The organism is Candidatus Pelagibacter communis, assembly GCF_001179925.1.
GTDB lineage: Bacteria > Pseudomonadota > Alphaproteobacteria > Pelagibacterales > Pelagibacteraceae > Pelagibacter > Pelagibacter ubique_E.
On sequence record NZ_CVSF01000041.1, the window covers coordinates 20,044 to 37,729 of the forward strand.

Sequence of the window (17,686 nt, forward strand, 5' to 3'; positions counted from 1 at the left end):
TTAAGTGATTATTAAGCGCTTCTGTAAAGTTTTGTCATAACAAATTCTCTATGACCTAAAGCTTCAGCACAAGTTAATCTTCCATTAGCAACTTTTAAAGTAGTCTCAATAAGTTTATCTCCAGCTTGAGACATATTCATTTCTCTTGAAAGAATTTTAGAAACATCACAATCAATGTGTTCACCCATGCCTTTTACAGTTAAAGGATTAGCAGTTAATTTTACCACTGGTTCAATTGGGTTACCGACAATGTTTCCTTGACCTGTAGGGAAAAGATGAATATTGAAACCTGCTGCAGCTTGTAAAGTTACACACTCGGCTGCTGCTGAAGAAGTATCCATAAAATATAAACCTTTACCTTTTTTTGGTTCCTCTGCTGGTTCTAACACATCTACAAATTTACAATTTCCAATTTTTTGAAAATTACCAAATGCTTTTTCCTCAATTGTAGTTAGTCCACCTGCAATGTTACCTGCAGTTGGTTGGCTCTCTGAAAGATCATCAGTTGCTTCTTTTAAGATAAAATCATTATAAGCACTCCAAGTTTTCATAAATTTATCTGAAGCCTCTTTGGTTGCGCCTCTTGTTGCACAAACTTTTTCAGCCCCAGTTAATTCTGATGTTTCACCAAAACATAAATGAACACCTAGTGGCTCAAGTTTATCCATTAAATTTCCAACTGTTGGGTTTGCTGCTAGACCAGATGTAGTATCAGATTCGCCACACTTTACAGAAATCCAAAGATCACTTATTGGACATTCCTCTCTTTGTTTTTCTGAAGCCCACATTACATACTCTTGTGCTTTCTTTGAAGCTTTCATAACTGTTCCAATATCTCCAGTTCGCTCAATGTGAAAACCTTCAACTGGCTTTCCGGTTTTTGCTATTCCATCAACTATTTTTTTTGTCCACTTAGGCTCAATACCAATCACAATAACAGCGGCTACATTAGGATTACTACCCGTTCCTATCATAGTTCTAAAATGTAATTCTAGATCTGCCCCAAATTGTAATCTTCCATATGAATGAGGAAGTGCAATTGTCCCTTTAATATTATTTGCTACTGCTTCTGCACATGCATTTGAAATATCATCTACAGGTAAAATTATTACATGATTTCTAGTTCCAGCTCTTCCATTTTCTCTTTTATAACCTAAAAAACTTTTTGGAATTTCCATATTTCTACCACTTCTTAGTTTTTACATTGTGCACATGCACATGCTCACCTTTTTTAATTGCTTTGACAACCTTACCAATATCATGACCATATTTTAGAATTGTATCTCCCTCTTTTAAATCGGCCATTGCTATTTTGTGACCTAAAGGGATTTCATCTACTGATTGAATGGTTGTAGAGCTATCATTTTCCATAATCCAGCATTTACAGTCTTGTTTTGGAGTTATTTTTTCGATAACGACTACCCCGACATTATCTTTTTGGTCGTGGATTATGATGTCAGTCGCCATTATTATAGTGTCGATTTGTTTATTTGAATTTTGTGAAATCTTATATATTAATCGCAAAAATTAACAATTAGTTTTTAAAAAAATTATTCATATATTAATTTAGAAAGGTTCTATAAATGACAAAAATGACAACAGAAGAAGCTTTTGTAAAAGTTTTACAAATGCGCGGTATTGAACATGCCTTTGGTATTATAGGATCAGCGTTCATGCCTATATCTGACATCTTCCCAGACGCAGGAATTACTTTTTGGGATGTTGCTCATGAAACTAATGGTGGATTAATTGCCGATGGTTATACGAGAGCCACTGGAAAAATGTCTATGGTCATTGCACAAAACGGACCTGGTATCACTGGTTTAGTTACACCTATTAAAACTGCTTATTGGAATCATACTCCATTATTATTAGTAACACCTCAAGCTGCTAATAAAACTATGGGTCAAGGTGGTTTTCAAGAAGTTGAACAAATGAATTTATTTAAGGATATGGTCTGTTATCAGGAAGAGGTAAGAGATCCATCAAGAATGGCTGAAGTTTTAAATAGAGTTATTGAAAAAGCAATTAGAGGTTCAGCACCAGCACAAATAAATGTTCCAAGAGATTATTGGACACAAGTTATCGATATTGAATTACCACCGATTGTAAGATTAGAAAGACAAGGTGGAGGTGCAGATGCAATTGATAAAGCAGCAAAACTTTTATCAAATGCAAAGTTCCCAGTTATTTTATCAGGTGCAGGAGTTGTGATTGGTGGAGCTGTTGAAGAAACAAAAAAACTTGCTGAAAAGTTAGACTCGCCAGTTTGTTCTGGTTATCAACATAATGATAGTTTTCCAGGAAGCCATCCATTAGCTGTTGGACCATTAGGATATAATGGATCAAAGGCCGCAATGGAATTAATTTCAAAAGCAGATGTTGTTTTAGCGTTAGGTACTAGACTGAATCCTTTTTCAACACTTCCTGGATATGGAATTGATTATTGGCCAAAGAATGCAAGTATAATTCAAGTAGATATGAACCCAGATAGAATTGGATTAACAAAAAAAGTAACAGTCGGAATTAGTGGGGATGCAAAGTTAGTTGCTACGCAAATTTTAGAAAAATTATCTGTGAATGCTGGAGATGCTGACAGACAAAAAAGAAAAGATTTAATTCATCAAACAAAATCTGCTTGGTTACAAAAATTATCAAGTTTAGATCATGAAGATGATGATAAAGGAACAGTTTGGAATAAAGAGGCAAGAGAGAGAGATAAAGATAGAATGTCACCAAGACAAGCTTGGAGAGCTATACAAGCTGGAATGCCAGAGGATGTAATTATCTCAAGTGATATTGGAAATAATTGCGCTATTGGAAATGCTTATCCAACTTTTGAAAAGCCTAGAAAATATTTAGCGCCAGGTTTATTTGGACCCTGTGGTTATGGCTTTCCATCAATACTAGGAGCAAAAATAGGCTGCCCTGAAACTCCAGTAATTGGTTTTGCAGGCGATGGAGCATTTGGAATAAGTATGAACGAAATGAGTTCTTGTGCTCGCGAAGAATGGCCTTCAATTACAATGGTTATTTTCAGAAATTATCAATGGGGTGCAGAAAAAAGAAATACAACTTTGTGGTACGATAATAATTTTATAGGCACAGAATTAGATCCAAATTTGAGTTATGCTAAAGTTGCAGACGCGTGTGGTTTAAAAGGTGTTACTGTTAAAACTATGGAAGAAACTACTGCTGCAATTAAGCAATCTTGTGAGGATCAAAAAAAAGGTATTACAACATTTATAGAGGTAATTCTGAACCAAGAACTTGGTGAACCTTTTAGAAGAGATGCAATGAAGGCACCAGTCAAAGTTGCTGGTATTAAAAAAGAAGATATGAAAAAGCAACCTTCTTTAGTTTCTTAAGATCTTTAAAATAGTAAACAATTATCGTAATCTTTCTTTATGGAAGTTGTTAATGATAATTGTTGTAGTTGGGTAAACGATCTCAATCCCAGAACAAATATTCAAAAACTTTCTTCTGATTTAAGTTGCGAGTGGTTAATAGTAGGCGCTGGGTATACAGGACTTTCTGCTGCAAGAAAATTAGGTCAGCTTTATCCTAATCAAAAAATTTTATTAGTTGATGCTCAATTAGCAGGTGAGGGTGCAAGCTCAAGAAATTCAGGTTATTTAGTTGATACTACACTTAATGATGGTTTCACTTCTAATAAAGAATTAGAAAATTATAAAAAAAAATCTGATATTTATAAATTAGGCATAGATGCAGTTAAAAAATTCATTAAAGAGTATCAGGTTGATTGTGATTGGAACGAAAGTGGAAAGTATTTTGCATCATCAAACACTGAAGATAAAAATATCTTAGAAAATTTTTCAGACACTCTGTCTAAATTAGGATTTAAGCATAATTTATTATTTCAAAAAGAACTTACAAAAAGATTAGGTACTACCTTCTATAACATTGCTCTTCACACAAAAGGAGGAATCCTATTGCATCCAGGTAAATTAGTAAGAGCAATGATTGACACATTGCCTGACAATGTAAAACTTTATGAGAATTCATTGCTATTAAACTGGAAAAAGATTGATGGTTTAATAAATTGTAATTTCAAAAATGGCTCAATAAAAACAAAAAGAATAATCTTTGCAACTAATGGATTTCTTAAATCACTCGGTATTAAAGTAAATTATAATTTTCCAATAACTCTAACCGCTAGTATGACAAGGCCTTTAACTGAAAAAGAATTTATATCTATTGGAGAACCAAAAGAATGGGGTGTTTTACCTGTTAGACCAATGGGTGCAACAATTAGAATGACCAAAGATAGAAGAATTTTAATAAGAAATACTGCAGAAGTTCATAATCCATTCCAGATGTCTAAATCTATTTTGGAAAAAAGATCTATAAAGCAAAAGATTGGTATTAAAAAAAGATTTCCACTATTTCCAGATGATATAATCCAATCAACTTGGTCAGGAATTGTCTCTAGAACCAGAAATAGTTCTCAAATCTTTGAAAAAATTCAAGAAAATATATTTGTTGCAGGTTGTTATAATGGTTCAGGCATTGGAGTAGGCACATTATTTGGTGAACAAATTGCTATAAAGGCTAGCAATGAAAACACAAAAGAAATTGAAACTATTGAGGCAAGAACCAAGCCAACTTGGTTACCACCACAACCTTTTTTGGATTTTGGAGTAAAAGCTAGACTTATGTATGAAAGATTAAGAGCTAGATCTGAAATTTAAACTGGGAGCTCTGTTGCCAGTTGCACTATTATAAATTCATATCAGGCCAGTCTTTGTCGTTATATCTATCAATTTCTTTTCGAGTAAAAGGTCGAAAAAGAACCCACCCGATAACAATTACTAAAGTTAAAAGTATTATCGTTTTCATTTCTATCTTATTCTTGCTTTAACAGATCCTAATTTATCTATTTTACCTGTATAAAGACCTTTTCCTTTAATTGGAACAACTCCAACTGACGAACCAGTAAATACCCAAAAATCCTTACTTAAATTAATTTTATCTTTTTTAACTTTATTCAATACAAATCTTAGTGAATTTAATGGGTTAATATAAACAGTGTTTGTATTACCATTTACAGTTTGATTTATTTTTTTGTTTGAAATACTAGTCTTTAAATTACTAACATTCATTCTTTTGTATTTTTTTGACGCTCCCACCAGAAACTTTACATTTGCACCAAAATCACTACATAAATCACCAAAAGATGTAATTCCTTTTTTTCTTTGTCTGTAACCAACTACCTCAATACAGGGCGCAATGTGAGAAATATATCTTGATATATTTTTCATTGTTATTGATCCTTTTAATGAAAAAAAAGATTTCTTAATTTTGTAACAAACTTCGAGCTCAATACCTAAAGTGGCTTTATTTATTTTTACACTTTTACCATTTTTTAAAAAATTTCTTTTATAAACTGAAGCGTAAAAAGGTTCTTTTTCTTTGAACTTTTTAATTAATGGAATACCTGTTCCCGCTGCCTTAAATCCAACAATTGGTAATTTAATTTTGCTTTCACATGCTTTTCTTAATTTTTGAGCTTCTTTAAGTTTTTTTGTGAATTTAGATGGAATAGGTGCAATTATCTTATTAGTTAAAAATGCTTTTACTAATTTATCTGAAGTTTTATCAATTAATGTTTTCATATTTGTTAGTTTAATACCGACATTGGATCAAGTCTAGTTTGAAACCAATTAATTCTAAAGTCTAAATGTGGACCTGTTGATCTACCGGTAGATCCAACGGTACCTATTACATCTCCTTGTAGTACTTCGTCGCCAACTTCAACGTTAAGAGAAGACAGGTGTGAGTATATAGTAGAAATACCATGACCATGATCCATAATAATTGTCCCACCAGTATAGTATAGATCTGGTTCTGCCATTGTCACAACTCCAGTTGCTGATGACTTGATTTTTGTTCCTTTTTTAGCGGCAATATCTATTCCATAATGAGGCCATTTAGGTTTTCCATTCAGTATTCTTTGACTTCCATAAACACCACTTATAATTCCTTTAACAGGCATAATGAATTGATTTTTAAAAAAAGGTAAATCAGAATTAATTGCTCTAGCTTCACCAATCTTATTATTTTCTTCTTTAATTCTTTTATAAACGGACTCTGGAGGAGTCACTTTACTTTCTTCTAGTCCATCGATTCTTTGAATATTATATTTCCTTTTTAAAACCTTCTTGATTATTTTTTCTTTTTTTCCTTCGAAAATTTTTGAAATTGTTATGTCAAATTTCCTATCTCGATCAATACCAAAAACAAAATAACCATCATTAGAAACTCTTACTTTTTTTTTATCAATTATTATTTCAGCTTGTGGATTTGTTATTCCAATAATGTAATGACCTTGAAGAAATTTTCCCTTAAATTCTATAGCTTTTAAATGGGAAGAAGTTAAAAAGATTACTAAAAAAAATAATCTAGAAATTATTTTGCTGTCCATCCACCATCAACCAATAATGAGGTTCCCGTAATCATAGATGCTGCGTCAGAGGCTAAAAAAACTACAGCGGATGCTATTTCAGATAATTCTGCAAATCTTCCTAGAGGAATATTATTAAGTGTTTCTCTTTTAAACTTTTTATTTTTTAAAAACTTTTTAGTCATTGGAGTAACAACAAATGTAGGGCAAATTGTATTTACTCTAATGTTATATTTAGCTAAATCTATAGACATACCTTTAGTTAAACCTTCTAATCCCCACTTATTCATATTGTAAACACTTCTGATAGGTCCCCCAACATGACCCATCTGCGAGGACATGTTTACTATAGCTCCTCCAATTTTTTTTCTATTTTTTGACTTAATCATTTTTAATGCACATAATTGAGCGAGATTAAAAGTAGCTATTGTGTTTATCTTGACAAGATATTCCATATTTTTGGTTTTTACTTTCGTGAAATGCTCTGGAATATTATTTCCTGCATTGTTAATTAAGATATCAATTTTAGATTGTTTATTAATAATTTCTTTAATTTCGTTATAATTTGTAATGTCACACACATAAGATTTACATTTAGATTTAAATTTTTTAATTTTTTTTGAAACTTCATTTAAATCTCTTTGAGTTCGACTTATTACAACTAAATTAGCTCCAGCTTCTGCTAAAGCTATTGCACAAGCTCTACCAAGACCCTTTCCTGCACCAGTAACCACAGCTGTCTTATTCTTAAGGTTATAATTTTTTAAATACATTATAAAAATAATATTTTAATATCAGTGTAAATCAATTCAATAGCAACAATTAATATTGCTAATAACCCTGCCCAAGCAATCCATTTATATTTTTTTATCCAATTTGAAATTAATGTTGCCGCAAATGCCATTAATGCAATTGATAAAACTAAACCAAACACTAATAGACCGTAGTGGTCACCAGCTGCTCCAGCTACCCCAAGAACATTATCTAAACTCATTGTAAAATCAGCTAATAAAATTGTCCAAATAGCCTTAAGAAAGCTTGAATTATCAACTTTAATATCCTCATTATGTTCAGATCCTCTAATTACATCAGTATAAAGTTTATAGACTATATAAAGTAAAAGAATTCCACCAAAAAGTCTAAGCCCAGTTATTTGCAATAAGTATGCTGTTAGTAAAGTTAAAATCACTCTTAAAATAACAGCTCCTCCAATTCCAAAAAAAATAATTTTTTTTCTTTGTTCTAAAGGAAATTTTGATGCAACCATTCCAATAATAATTGCATTGTCACCAGCTAAAACTAAATCTATTAGAATAATTTGAGTTAGGATAGTGATCTGTTCAGGCGTGAATGTGAATAAGTCTGTTGGCATTATTTTCCTAGTATCATATCTGCACCTTTCTCTGCAATCATTATCGTTGGAGCATTAGTATTTCCAGAAGTGATATTAGGCATTATAGAGGCATCTATAATTCTTAAATTTTGTATTCCATGAACTTGTAATTTATCATTAACAACAGAGTAATCATCATTTCCCATTTTACATGTACCTACAGGATGAAAAATAGTTTGAGTAAATTTACTTCCTTCTTTTACAAGTTCTTCATCAGACTCAAATTCAAAACCTGGTCTCAATTCCTCTGGTTGATATTTTTTAAAAGTTTTACTCTTTAACACAATATCTCTTACTAATCTTAAACCATCTGCTGCAACTTTCCTATCATCTTCAGTTGATAGATAATTCATTTTTATCTTAGGTTTTTCTCGACTATCACTACTAATGATATTTATTTCACCTCTGCTAGTTGGTCTTATATTTGCAACTGTGGGAGTGAATGCATGAAAATTATGAAGTGATGCTCCACCTAATTTATCTGTGCTGATTGGTTGAACATGGAATTGTAAATTTGGAGTTTCTCTTGATTTATCGCTTTTTGCAAATAAGCAAAGTTGACTTGCACCCATAGTCATAGGTCCTGATCTATTAAATATAAATTCTAAACCAATTAATAAATTCCCAAAAATACTATTAATTTTCTTATTAAGAGATTTAATATTTCTTATTTTATAAACAGGTCTAAACATTAAATGATCCTGAAGATTTTGACCAACACCCTTTAGCTCTTTAATTACATTTATTCCTAAATTTTTTAATTTTTCACCATTGCCTAAACCAGAAGTTTGCAAAATTTGAGTTGAACCTATAGATCCAGCACTTAAGATTATTTCTCTATTAGCACCAATTGTATGAGTTTGTCCATTTTTCCAAAATGAAACACTTGATACTTTACTACCTTCAAAGTTTATTTTTTGAACATGACAATTAATTTCAATTTTTAAATTTTTTCTGTTTTTTATTGGATTTAAATATCCAACAGCAGCACTACATCTCAATCCATTTTTTTCAGTCACTTGGAAATAACCACATCCAAAATTGTCACCTTTATTAAAATCATCTACTTTTGGAATTCCTTTTTCCTCTGCTGCATCCATAAATTTTTCAAGTAAATCTAATTTAATTCTCGTATCTGAAACTGACAAAGGTCCGTTATCACCATGATATTCACTTTTACCTCGTTCTTGATTTTCAGATTTTATAAAATAAGGTAAAACGTCATTCCACCCCCAACCTTTATTACCTAATTGTCTCCAAATATTATAATCTTGTTCTTGACCTCTTATGTAAAGAAGACCGTTGATAGAAGAGCTCCCACCTAAAGTCTTACCTCTGGGATATGGTATAGATCTATTCCCCATTGTTTCGTCTGGCTCTGTTGTATAGCACCAGTCTACTTTTGGATTATGCATAGTTTTATAATAACCAACAGGTATGTGTATCCATGGATTGTTATCTTTGCCACCTGCCTCTATTAACAAAATTTTATTATTGGGATTTTCTGAAAGTCTGTTAGCAAGAACACAACCTGCTGAACCTGCACCAATAATTATAAAATCAAAGTTTTCCATCTATAGTTGAATAGTTTTTTTTAATTAATTTTTTTAACCTTTACACTCTATTTTCACAATTGTCACTTGTGCCACCTTTATTTTTCTGATTGTATGCTCCCGTTATAATTAACTAACAAGAGGAAAAATAATGAAAAAAATCATTTCAATGTTATTTGCAACTTTTTTAGTATTAGGTTTTATTTCTAATGCTAATGCTGCAAAAACACTTAAATGTCAGACAGTACTTAACACTAAAGCTGATGAAGTTAAGATGTTAAAAGACTTCACTGATACCGTAACAACTTTAACAGGTGGATCTCTAAAGTTTGAAATTCTACCAGCTGGAGCTGTTGTTGGTGTTAAGGAAACTTTAGATGCTGTTGACAAAGGTTTGATCGATTGTGGATTCGCATGGACTCACTATTGGTCAGGAGATCACCCTGCGGCTATGTTATTTGGTTCGCCAGTAGCTGGTGGTGGTGTAGGTATTGATAATATCGCTTTCTTATCTTGGTTCCAATATGGTGGTGGTAAAGAATTATACGATCAACTGTGGAAAGAGATGGGTAGAGATATCAAAGGATTTATGATTCAACCAGTTGGACCAGAGGCTTTGGGATGGTTTCCAAAACCAATTAAAGATATGGCTGATTTTAGAAAATATAAATTCAGAACTCCTCCAGGAATTCCAGGACAAACATATAAAGACATTGGTATAGCATCTGTTGCTATGGGTGGTGGAGATATTCTACCAGCATTAGAAGCAGGAACTATCGATGCTGCTGAATGGTGCTGTCCAAAACCAGACTTAACATTTGGTTTTCAAAAAGTATTAAAGCACTACTATCTACAAGGTTTACACCAAGTAGTAGTAAATGCTGACTTTTACATTACTGGAAAAACTTATAAAGCTATGAGTGATCATGAGAAAAAGTCTCTTGAAGTTGCTGCTAATGCTTCATTAGCTAAATCTTTAAGTTACAGAATTTATGAAAACGGAAAAGCTTTACAAGAGCTAACTACTAAACATGGAGTAATTTTAGAAGATACACCTTCTGATTATTTCACTGAATATATGGCTGCAGCAAAAGCTTCATTAAATAAGAATGCTAAAGAAAATAAATTCTTTAACGAGGTTTATAATTCGATGAAAGAATTTGCTGATATTGCTGTTCCATTCTGGAGTGGTGCTCAAATGTCTAATGCGAAGCTAGGAATGGCTCACGCAGCAACATTAAAGTAATCAGTAATAGATCTTGATTTAATTAGAGCGGAATTTAATGTCCGCTCTAATTTTTTTTAACTAAAAATTTATGGTAGACGAACCAAGCAAACTAGATATATCGGATGAAATGATCGCCGAAAGGCGAGGTGGTTCGGGAAAAATGCCTGATGATATGCCACTATGGATGGCAAAATCTATTTTAAGTATTGATAAATTTAGTAAGCGGATTGGCAATATAGTTTGCTGGATATTAATGCCATTAATTTTTGCAATGACCTACGAAGTTCTTGCAAGAAAATTATTTTTAGCACCTACTATATGGGCTTACGACATAAGTCGATTTTTATATGGAGCTTTGTTTATGCTGGGAGCAGGGTACGCTCTTTCAAGGGGAGTTCATATAAGAGCAGATTTTTTATATAGAAATTTTAAAACAAAAAACCAAGGTCTAATAGATTTTTGGTTGTATCTATTATTTTATTTTCCAGGCCTAATAGTTTTTTTATATATGACAATAGGATTTGTTGGAGAGTCAATTCAAAGAGGAGAAAGAGGCATGGATACTACTTGGATGCCTTATATGTGGCCAATTAAAACATGTCTTTTAATAGGTATAATATTTTTACTTATTCAAGGTATCTCAGAATTACTAAAAAGTTATTGGGCTGCCAAAAAAGGTGAATGGCCTGGAGAAAATAAATGATAGCTGAGTTTATAGATCCAGCAATTTTGGGATTTATTCTAGTGGGAGTAATGCTTTTTGCAATTTTTGTGGGTTTCCCAATTTCATTTACTTTAATTTTCTTAGGTTTTGTTTTTGGATATTTAGGTTTTGGAAAATTAGTTTTCTATTTAATGACTCTCCAGTTTTCTATGGTAATGACGGAACAAACTCTCGCAGCCGTACCACTCTTTGTCTTTATGGGAATCATGATGGAACAAGCTGGACTTATGGAAAGACTCTTTTCAGCTTTTCAAATGATGCTGGCGAAAGTTAAGGGATCTTTATATTACGCGGTTTTATTTGTTTCTGTAATATTTGCAGCAGCAACAGGTATAGTTGGGGCATCAGTTACAATACTTGGAATTATGGCAGCTAAATCTATGAATAGATCAGGTTATGATGTCAGACTTGCAGCCGGAACAATCACAGCTGGTGGAACTTTGGGAATATTAATTCCACCAAGTATCATGTTAGTTGTTATGGGACCTATAATGGAAATTCCAGTAATAGACTTGTTTGCTGCAGCTATTCTTCCAGGAATTCTGCTCGCAAGTTTGTATGCAGGATATACTACAATAAGGTGCATGATAAATCCTAAGTTAGGACCAGTAATACCCGAGGATATGAGAGCAGCAAGTATGAAAGATGTATGGATAGAATTTTTCTTAGGATTAGTTCCGCCAGCGGCTTTAGTATTTGCAGCGTTAGGTAGTATTTTGTTTGGTTTTGCCACACCAACAGAAGCTGCAGGTTGTGGTGCTATGGGTGCATTGATTCTTTCATTAGCTTATAAAAAGTTAAACCTTTCAAAGTTACAAGAGGCTTTAGTTAAAACTTTAGAAATAACAGCTTTAATTATGGTCTTAGTTGCTGCCTCCAATTTTTTTGGAGCTGTATTTGCTAGATTAGGTACTCCCACTTTATTAACTGAATTCTTATTAGGTTTGGAAATGAATAAATACTTAATACTTGGAATGATTATGGTTATGATTTTTTTATTAGGATGGCCATTGGAATGGGTACCAATCGTTATGATTATTGTTCCAATAATTTTACCATTAGTTGAGGCTTTAGGTTTTAACCTCACATGGTTTGCAATTCTTGTTGCAGTCAATTTACAAACTGCCTGGCTTTCTCCACCTGTAGCTCTTTCGGCTTATTTCTTAAAAGGCGTTGTGCCAGAGTGGGATCTTAAAGATATTTACTATGGAATGATGCAATTTATGGTCTTACAAGTCATTGGTTTGATTTTAATTATTATATTTCCTAAAATTGCTCTTTGGCTTCCAACGCTCTTATATGGACAGTAAAAAATATTAGTTTAATATCTTAAATGTGAGTCAGAATAAAATCAGTCAAAAAAATATAAATTGGGAATTGGTTGCTGTTAACCCAAATTCTAAAAATTGGAATTGGAAAGATCTATTTTGTTTTTGGGGTGTAAACATTCAAAGTATAATAGGTTTTTCTTTAATTGCTTCTTTATATATAATTTACGATTTAAGTTTTTTTGTAGTTTTTTTTGGAACAATTATAGGGTCCATTTTAGTTTATTTCTTTTCTAATTTAATTGGCATGCCATCACAAAAATACGGTTTACCATTCGCAACATTATTACGATCGTCTTTAGGTTATAATGGAGCTAGTTTTTTTGGTTTTTTAAGAAGTCTAGTTGGAATTTTTATGTTTGGTATCCAAACATATTTTTTGTCCAAAGCTATAAGTTATTTAATTAGGATATTATTTTTTACTTACGACAAATCTATTCTAGATAAAGATATCTTTCTTACATTTTTACTTGGATTAAATTTAATTGACTGGGTTTCATTATTTATATGTTTAGTATTTCAGATTTATATTTTTAGTAAAGGCATGTTGTATAATAGAAAGATAATAAATTTTTCAGCGATTTTTGTTTATTCTGGTATGTTATTTTTTTTGATTTTTATTTTATTGTCAGATGTAAAACTAACAGTTAATGCTTTTACAGAATTATTGAATTTTAAAAATTTTATAGATTATAGCAATCTCATTCCAATGATTACTGTTGCAGGAACTATGTTCGCTTATTTTTCGATTATTATTATTAGTTTTGGAGATTTCTCTCGTTATATTAAAAGTGAGAAAGAATTAAAATTTGGAAACTTTAGTTTATTAATTAATCTTTTATTGTTTTCTTTATTTGCAGTTTTTATTGTTTCGGGATCTGATGTTTTTTTAAAACAACAATTTAATGATATTGAAAGAATATTTACAAATCCAACAGATATAATTGGCAAATTTAATAATTTACAAATAACTATTACAGTTTTATTTTTTATTATTGTTGCTTCTGCATCGACTAATTTAATAGCAAATTTTATTCCATCACAATATTCTTTAATCAACTTTAAGCCAAAAAGTTTTAGTATAAAATCAGTCAGTTATATTATAGGTTTATTTGGATTATTGATTGCAATTTTTTGGCCAACTTTATTAAGTCAAATTGGTATTCTTTCTTTCATCGATACTTTTGGATCTTTTTTTGGTCCCATAACCGGGATTATGATTGTTAATTATTATATTATAAATAATTCAACTATAAATGTGAAAGATATTCACTCAATATCACATGAAAGTTCATTCTATTTTTCTAAAGGTTGGCATTTAAAAGGAGTATATTCAATTATAATTGGATTTATTTTTTCATCGTCTACTATCTGGAATTCTAATCTGATGTTTTTACAATCTTATTCTTGGATAATAGGTGCGTTTGTTGCAGGATTTGTCTATTATCTTTTAGCTAAAAAATAATTTTATGGAAAAAATAACTTTTGATTTTAATAATAAAACTGCTGTGATTACTGGTGGAGCCCAAGGATTTGGACTTGATATAGCAAAAAGGTTTTTGAAATCCGGTGCTAAAGTAGTTATCTGGGACATCGATCCTAAAATGATGGAAAAAGCCTTAAAAGATTTAGATAATCCTAATTTAAGCTCTAACTTAATAGATGTGTCTAATTATAAAGATGTTGAGAATTGTGTTAATGAAATCTTAAAAAATTCAAATATTGATATTCTTATAAATAATGCGGGAATTACAGGGCCAACAGCCACATTGTGGGAATATGATATAGAAATGTGGAAAAAAGTTGTTGATATAAATTTAATGGGCACTTTTAATTGTTGTAGAGCAATAGTTCCAAATATGATTAAAAAAAACTATGGTAGAATCGTTAATGTTGCATCTGTTGCAGGAAAAGATGGCAATGCTAACGCAAGTGCTTATAGTGTTGGCAAAGCTGGAGCAATTGGATTAACTAAATCGTTGGGTAAAGAGCTAGCAGATAAGAATATAGCTGTTAATGCCGTTACTCCTGCAGGAGCCAAAACGCGAATTTTAGATCAAATGACCAAAGAACATGTTCAGAGAATGTTATCAAAAGTGCCAAGAGGAAGATTTCTTGAAGTTGAGGAGTTCACCTCTTTAATTTGTTGGCTGTCATCTGAAGAGAATACTTTTTCTACGGCAGCTGTTTTTGATATAAGTGGTGGTCGTTCGACTTATTAACCTCTGGGTTTTTGATCTAAAATTTTTATATTGTTTATTTTTGCTCTACTCATTTTGAGGTCTTTAGACATAACAGGAGCAAAAATCATGATTGACCAGTAAAGCAACAGTATAAAAATTGAAATAGTTTTCATTTATTATGATTTAAGCGTAAATATTGATTTTAGGATGTTTAAATCTTGTCAAAATGATGTATTAACAATTTTTTTAAAAAAATTTTATGAATTTATTAATTCAAACTTTTATTATACTTCTATTTTCTAGCATTATTATCCATGCTAACGAGGTAAAAGTATTCGATTTTACTGATACAGAACTTTCTCAACTAGAGGTTAGAAAAGTAAGGGGTGCAGATAATAAGACAATCTATACTGTTGGAACTAATGAGAATGGTAACTTTATTAAAGCTGTGGCTGATAATGCAGCATCAGGTTTAGGTAAAGAACTGAAAATTGATCTTAATAAAACTCCATTTATAAATATTACGTGGAAAATTGAGAAAGACTTAGCAGGTATAAAAGAAAACACAAAAAAAGGACACGATTTTGCTGCTAGAGTCTTTGCTATTAAAAAAACAGGTGCTACCGCACTATCAAATAGGGCAATAAATTATGTATTTTCAAGCAACAACGAAATAGGTTTTAATTCACCTAGCCCTTATACGAAGAAATCAATAGATAATGTTTTAGCAACTACTATTTATAATCTTAATGAATGGGTTACTGTTAAAGCTAATGTAAAAGAGGATTTTAAAAAGTTTCATGATCTAGATGTAAATGAACTAGATGGATTAGCTATAATGTCAGATACAGATAATTCTAAAATGAAAACAATAGCTTATTATCAGAATATATATTTTTCAGAGAATTAATTATAATTTTAAGTATTTTTTCAAAAAAAGGTTAAATAAAGCTAAAATAACCGCAACTAAAACATCTTCAAGCGGACTAGCTTTAGGATAACCAAAGTTCCAAGCAATTACTAACACTAACCAAATTACAAAAATATTCATTTTAATCTTTATACCTTACAATCTATAAATTAAATTATTATTTGATATAATCCTATTATGCATGAAAATTTTTTCCACAAGATTAAAGTTTACTATGAAGATACAGATTCAGGCGGGGTGGTATATTATGCTAACTATTTAAAATATTTAGAAAGAGCTAGAACTGAGGCTTTATTTTCGATAGGTTTTAGTAACAAAAAGATACAAGATAAATTCAATTCTTTAATAATTGTTAAGTCTTGTAATATTGAGTATAAAAAATCAGCTCATTTAGAGGATGAATTAAAAATAAGATCTTTTGTAAAATCAATAACTAAAACTTCTTTTTTAATGAACCAAATAATTACAAAAGGTGAAGATATAATTGTTGAAGCTCAAATTCATCTAGTTTTTGTTAATAAAGAAAGTAAGCCGGTAAAAATTCCAGATGAAATATATTCAAAATTTGAACCCTATTTTTGTGATACAATTAAAACTTAGCAAGTTTTTTTGCTTTTTTAAATAAATTTACCATCATTTTATTTGTAACAAGTTTTGTATTTACATTTCTAGGACTTGGATGATAACTTGATAATATTATTATACCATTTGGTAGTAATTGAGTTTTGCCATGCTTAAAAGTAAACTTTTTTTTAATATAAAATTTTTGCTTATATAGTTTAGTACAATTATCAAAAGCAACTTTACCTAAAGTAACTATTACTTTCAATTTTTTTAAATTTAAAATTTCTTCATCAAAAAAGCTCGAACAATTCAAAATTTCATTATTGAGTGGTTTATCTTCTGGAGGTACACATTTTAGAATATTAGTAATATAAGTAGATTTTAATTCTAAATTATCATTTATATTTTTTGAAATTGGAGAATTTGAAATCCCAACTTCATGTAAGCATTTAAACAAAAAATCTCCTGATTTGTCTCCAGTAAAAGCTCTTCCGGTTCTTGTACCACCATGAGCGGCAGGTGCGAGACCAATAATAGCTAATTTTGACTCTAAATTTCCAAATCCCGGAACAGGTTTGCCCCAGTAAATTTCATTAATATTTTGTTTTCTTTTTTCAGTACTTATTTTTTTGATAAATTTTACAAGTCTTGGACATTTTTTACAGTTAATTATTGTTTTGTTTAAATTATTCAATTTAATATCCATAAATGAAATTTTTTAAATTTTTTATAATATTAATATCTTTAACTACACCTATCAAAGCAGATTTAAATAAAAAATTACTTAGTCAACTAGAGGAGGGGGGGAAATTAATATTTATAAGACATGCGTATGCACCTGGAAGTGGAGATCCTAATAATTTCAATTTAAACGATTGTTCTACTCAAAGGAATTTAAGTAATGAAGGAAGAGAACAATCAAAAAATATTGGTGAGTTTTTTAAAAAAAATAAGATTAGCATAGATAAAGTTTTGTCTAGCGAATGGTGTAGATGTAAAGAAACAGCAAAAATTGCTTTTAAAAATTTTTCTACAAATAGTTTCTTAAATTCTTTTTTCAGCTTCGAATATGTAAAAAATAAAGACAAGCAAATTAAGATGTTAAATGACTATGTTAAAAAATTTAAAAGTGAAAAAAATTTAATCTTAGTTACACATTATGTATTAATATTTGAAGTTTTAAACTATGCCCCATCATCAGGTGAAATAGTTGTTTCTGACAAAAATTTTAATATATTAGGAACTATAAAAATAGATTATTAGAATATTATGTCTTCAAAAAGAGCAATGAAACAAGCGCAAAAGCAAGCCTTCGCTAAGCACAGAAGCAATATTACTAATAATAGATTTGGAATTAA

General features: G+C 30.7%; 19 protein-coding genes. 10 read left to right on the forward strand and 9 right to left on the reverse strand.

Annotated elements, in window-relative coordinates:
- Nucleotides 1–11: 11 nt before the first annotated feature.
- Complete coding sequence (locus AMN70_RS02710; RefSeq protein ID WP_075501535.1) at nucleotides 12–1,178, reverse strand: UxaA family hydrolase; 1,167 nt, start codon at nucleotides 1,176–1,178, stop codon at nucleotides 12–14.
- 4 nt (nucleotides 1,179–1,182) lie between these two features.
- Nucleotides 1,183–1,467, reverse strand: coding sequence for a UxaA family hydrolase (locus tag AMN70_RS02715; protein WP_075501537.1), 285 nt, complete (start codon nucleotides 1,465–1,467; stop codon nucleotides 1,183–1,185).
- Between the two features lie 116 nt (nucleotides 1,468–1,583).
- Between AMN70_RS02715 and xsc the strand changes: the two genes are divergently transcribed.
- Entirely contained in the window at nucleotides 1,584–3,368 is a 1,785-nt protein-coding gene (gene xsc / locus AMN70_RS02720; protein ID WP_075501539.1) for a sulfoacetaldehyde acetyltransferase, read from the forward strand.
- A gap of 39 nt (nucleotides 3,369–3,407) precedes the next feature.
- Nucleotides 3,408–4,712: an NAD(P)/FAD-dependent oxidoreductase gene (locus tag AMN70_RS02725; protein WP_075501541.1), complete on the forward strand. Its 1,305-nt coding sequence runs from the start codon at nucleotides 3,408–3,410 to the stop codon at nucleotides 4,710–4,712.
- Nucleotides 4,713–4,862: 150 nt separating this feature from the next.
- Here AMN70_RS02725 and AMN70_RS02730 read toward each other — a convergent pair whose 3' ends face one another.
- Genes AMN70_RS02730 through AMN70_RS02750 form a run of 5 tightly spaced genes read right to left on the reverse strand, consistent with a single transcriptional unit; the run spans nucleotide 4,863 to nucleotide 9,391 of the window.
- Nucleotides 4,863–5,636, reverse strand: coding sequence for a fumarylacetoacetate hydrolase (locus tag AMN70_RS02730; RefSeq protein WP_075501543.1), 774 nt, complete (start codon nucleotides 5,634–5,636; stop codon nucleotides 4,863–4,865).
- Between the two features lie 5 nt (nucleotides 5,637–5,641).
- Nucleotides 5,642–6,445, reverse strand: a complete 804-nt coding sequence (locus tag AMN70_RS02735; protein ID WP_075501545.1) for a M23 family metallopeptidase — start codon at nucleotides 6,443–6,445, stop codon at nucleotides 5,642–5,644.
- On the reverse strand, nucleotides 6,430–7,197 hold the full coding sequence (locus AMN70_RS02740) for an SDR family NAD(P)-dependent oxidoreductase (RefSeq protein WP_075501547.1): 768 nt from the start codon (nucleotides 7,195–7,197) through the stop codon (nucleotides 6,430–6,432). The genes AMN70_RS02735 and AMN70_RS02740 overlap by 16 nt, the downstream gene beginning before the upstream one ends.
- A complete protein-coding gene (locus tag AMN70_RS02745; RefSeq protein WP_075501549.1) occupies nucleotides 7,197–7,796 on the reverse strand; it encodes a TerC family protein in 600 nt (199 codons plus the stop codon). The genes AMN70_RS02740 and AMN70_RS02745 overlap by 1 nt, the downstream gene beginning before the upstream one ends.
- Complete coding sequence (locus AMN70_RS02750) at nucleotides 7,796–9,391, reverse strand: GMC family oxidoreductase (RefSeq protein WP_075501552.1); 1,596 nt, start codon at nucleotides 9,389–9,391, stop codon at nucleotides 7,796–7,798. Before AMN70_RS02750 ends, AMN70_RS02745 begins: the two co-directional genes overlap by 1 nt.
- Nucleotides 9,392–9,521: 130 nt before the next feature.
- Here AMN70_RS02750 and AMN70_RS02755 point away from each other — a divergent pair, with 130 nt between their 5' ends.
- The 6 genes from AMN70_RS02755 (at nucleotide 9,522) to AMN70_RS02780 (ending at nucleotide 15,743) form a co-directional block, all read left to right on the forward strand.
- The gene (locus tag AMN70_RS02755) at nucleotides 9,522–10,616 is read left to right on the forward strand and encodes a TRAP transporter substrate-binding protein (protein ID WP_075501555.1); all 1,095 of its coding nucleotides are present in this window, start codon (nucleotides 9,522–9,524) and stop codon (nucleotides 10,614–10,616) included.
- 70 nt (nucleotides 10,617–10,686) lie between these two features.
- Nucleotides 10,687–11,301, forward strand: coding sequence for a TRAP transporter small permease subunit (locus AMN70_RS02760; RefSeq protein ID WP_075501557.1), 615 nt, complete (start codon nucleotides 10,687–10,689; stop codon nucleotides 11,299–11,301).
- Nucleotides 11,298–12,632: a TRAP transporter large permease gene (locus AMN70_RS02765; protein ID WP_082255060.1), complete on the forward strand. Its 1,335-nt coding sequence runs from the start codon at nucleotides 11,298–11,300 to the stop codon at nucleotides 12,630–12,632. Before AMN70_RS02760 ends, AMN70_RS02765 begins: the two co-directional genes overlap by 4 nt.
- A gap of 25 nt (nucleotides 12,633–12,657) precedes the next feature.
- Nucleotides 12,658–14,115 carry a cytosine permease gene (locus tag AMN70_RS02770; RefSeq protein WP_075501559.1) on the forward strand — a complete coding sequence of 486 codons (1,458 nt, stop codon included), beginning with the start codon at nucleotides 12,658–12,660 and terminating at the stop codon, nucleotides 14,113–14,115.
- Between the two features lie 4 nt (nucleotides 14,116–14,119).
- Nucleotides 14,120–14,872, forward strand: a complete 753-nt coding sequence (locus tag AMN70_RS02775; protein WP_075501560.1) for an SDR family NAD(P)-dependent oxidoreductase — start codon at nucleotides 14,120–14,122, stop codon at nucleotides 14,870–14,872.
- 220 nt (nucleotides 14,873–15,092) lie between these two features.
- Complete coding sequence (locus AMN70_RS02780) at nucleotides 15,093–15,743, forward strand: DUF3047 domain-containing protein (RefSeq protein ID WP_102133138.1); 651 nt, start codon at nucleotides 15,093–15,095, stop codon at nucleotides 15,741–15,743.
- Here AMN70_RS02780 and AMN70_RS05660 read toward each other — a convergent pair whose 3' ends face one another.
- Complete coding sequence (locus AMN70_RS05660; protein WP_179850373.1) at nucleotides 15,744–15,884, reverse strand: hypothetical protein; 141 nt, start codon at nucleotides 15,882–15,884, stop codon at nucleotides 15,744–15,746.
- Between the two features lie 57 nt (nucleotides 15,885–15,941).
- On the opposite strand from AMN70_RS05660, the gene AMN70_RS02785 reads away from it, so the two are divergent.
- The gene (locus AMN70_RS02785) at nucleotides 15,942–16,364 is read left to right on the forward strand and encodes a YbgC/FadM family acyl-CoA thioesterase (RefSeq protein ID WP_075501562.1); all 423 of its coding nucleotides are present in this window, start codon (nucleotides 15,942–15,944) and stop codon (nucleotides 16,362–16,364) included.
- On the opposite strand, the gene AMN70_RS02790 is transcribed toward AMN70_RS02785, so the two are convergent.
- On the reverse strand, nucleotides 16,354–17,034 hold the full coding sequence (locus AMN70_RS02790) for a uracil-DNA glycosylase (protein WP_075501564.1): 681 nt from the start codon (nucleotides 17,032–17,034) through the stop codon (nucleotides 16,354–16,356). The genes AMN70_RS02785 and AMN70_RS02790 overlap by 11 nt on opposite strands.
- Nucleotides 17,035–17,036: 2 nt before the next feature.
- Here AMN70_RS02790 and AMN70_RS02795 point away from each other — a divergent pair, with 2 nt between their 5' ends.
- Nucleotides 17,037–17,591, forward strand: coding sequence for a histidine phosphatase family protein (locus AMN70_RS02795; RefSeq protein WP_075501565.1), 555 nt, complete (start codon nucleotides 17,037–17,039; stop codon nucleotides 17,589–17,591).
- Nucleotides 17,592–17,686: the final 95 nt, after the last annotated feature.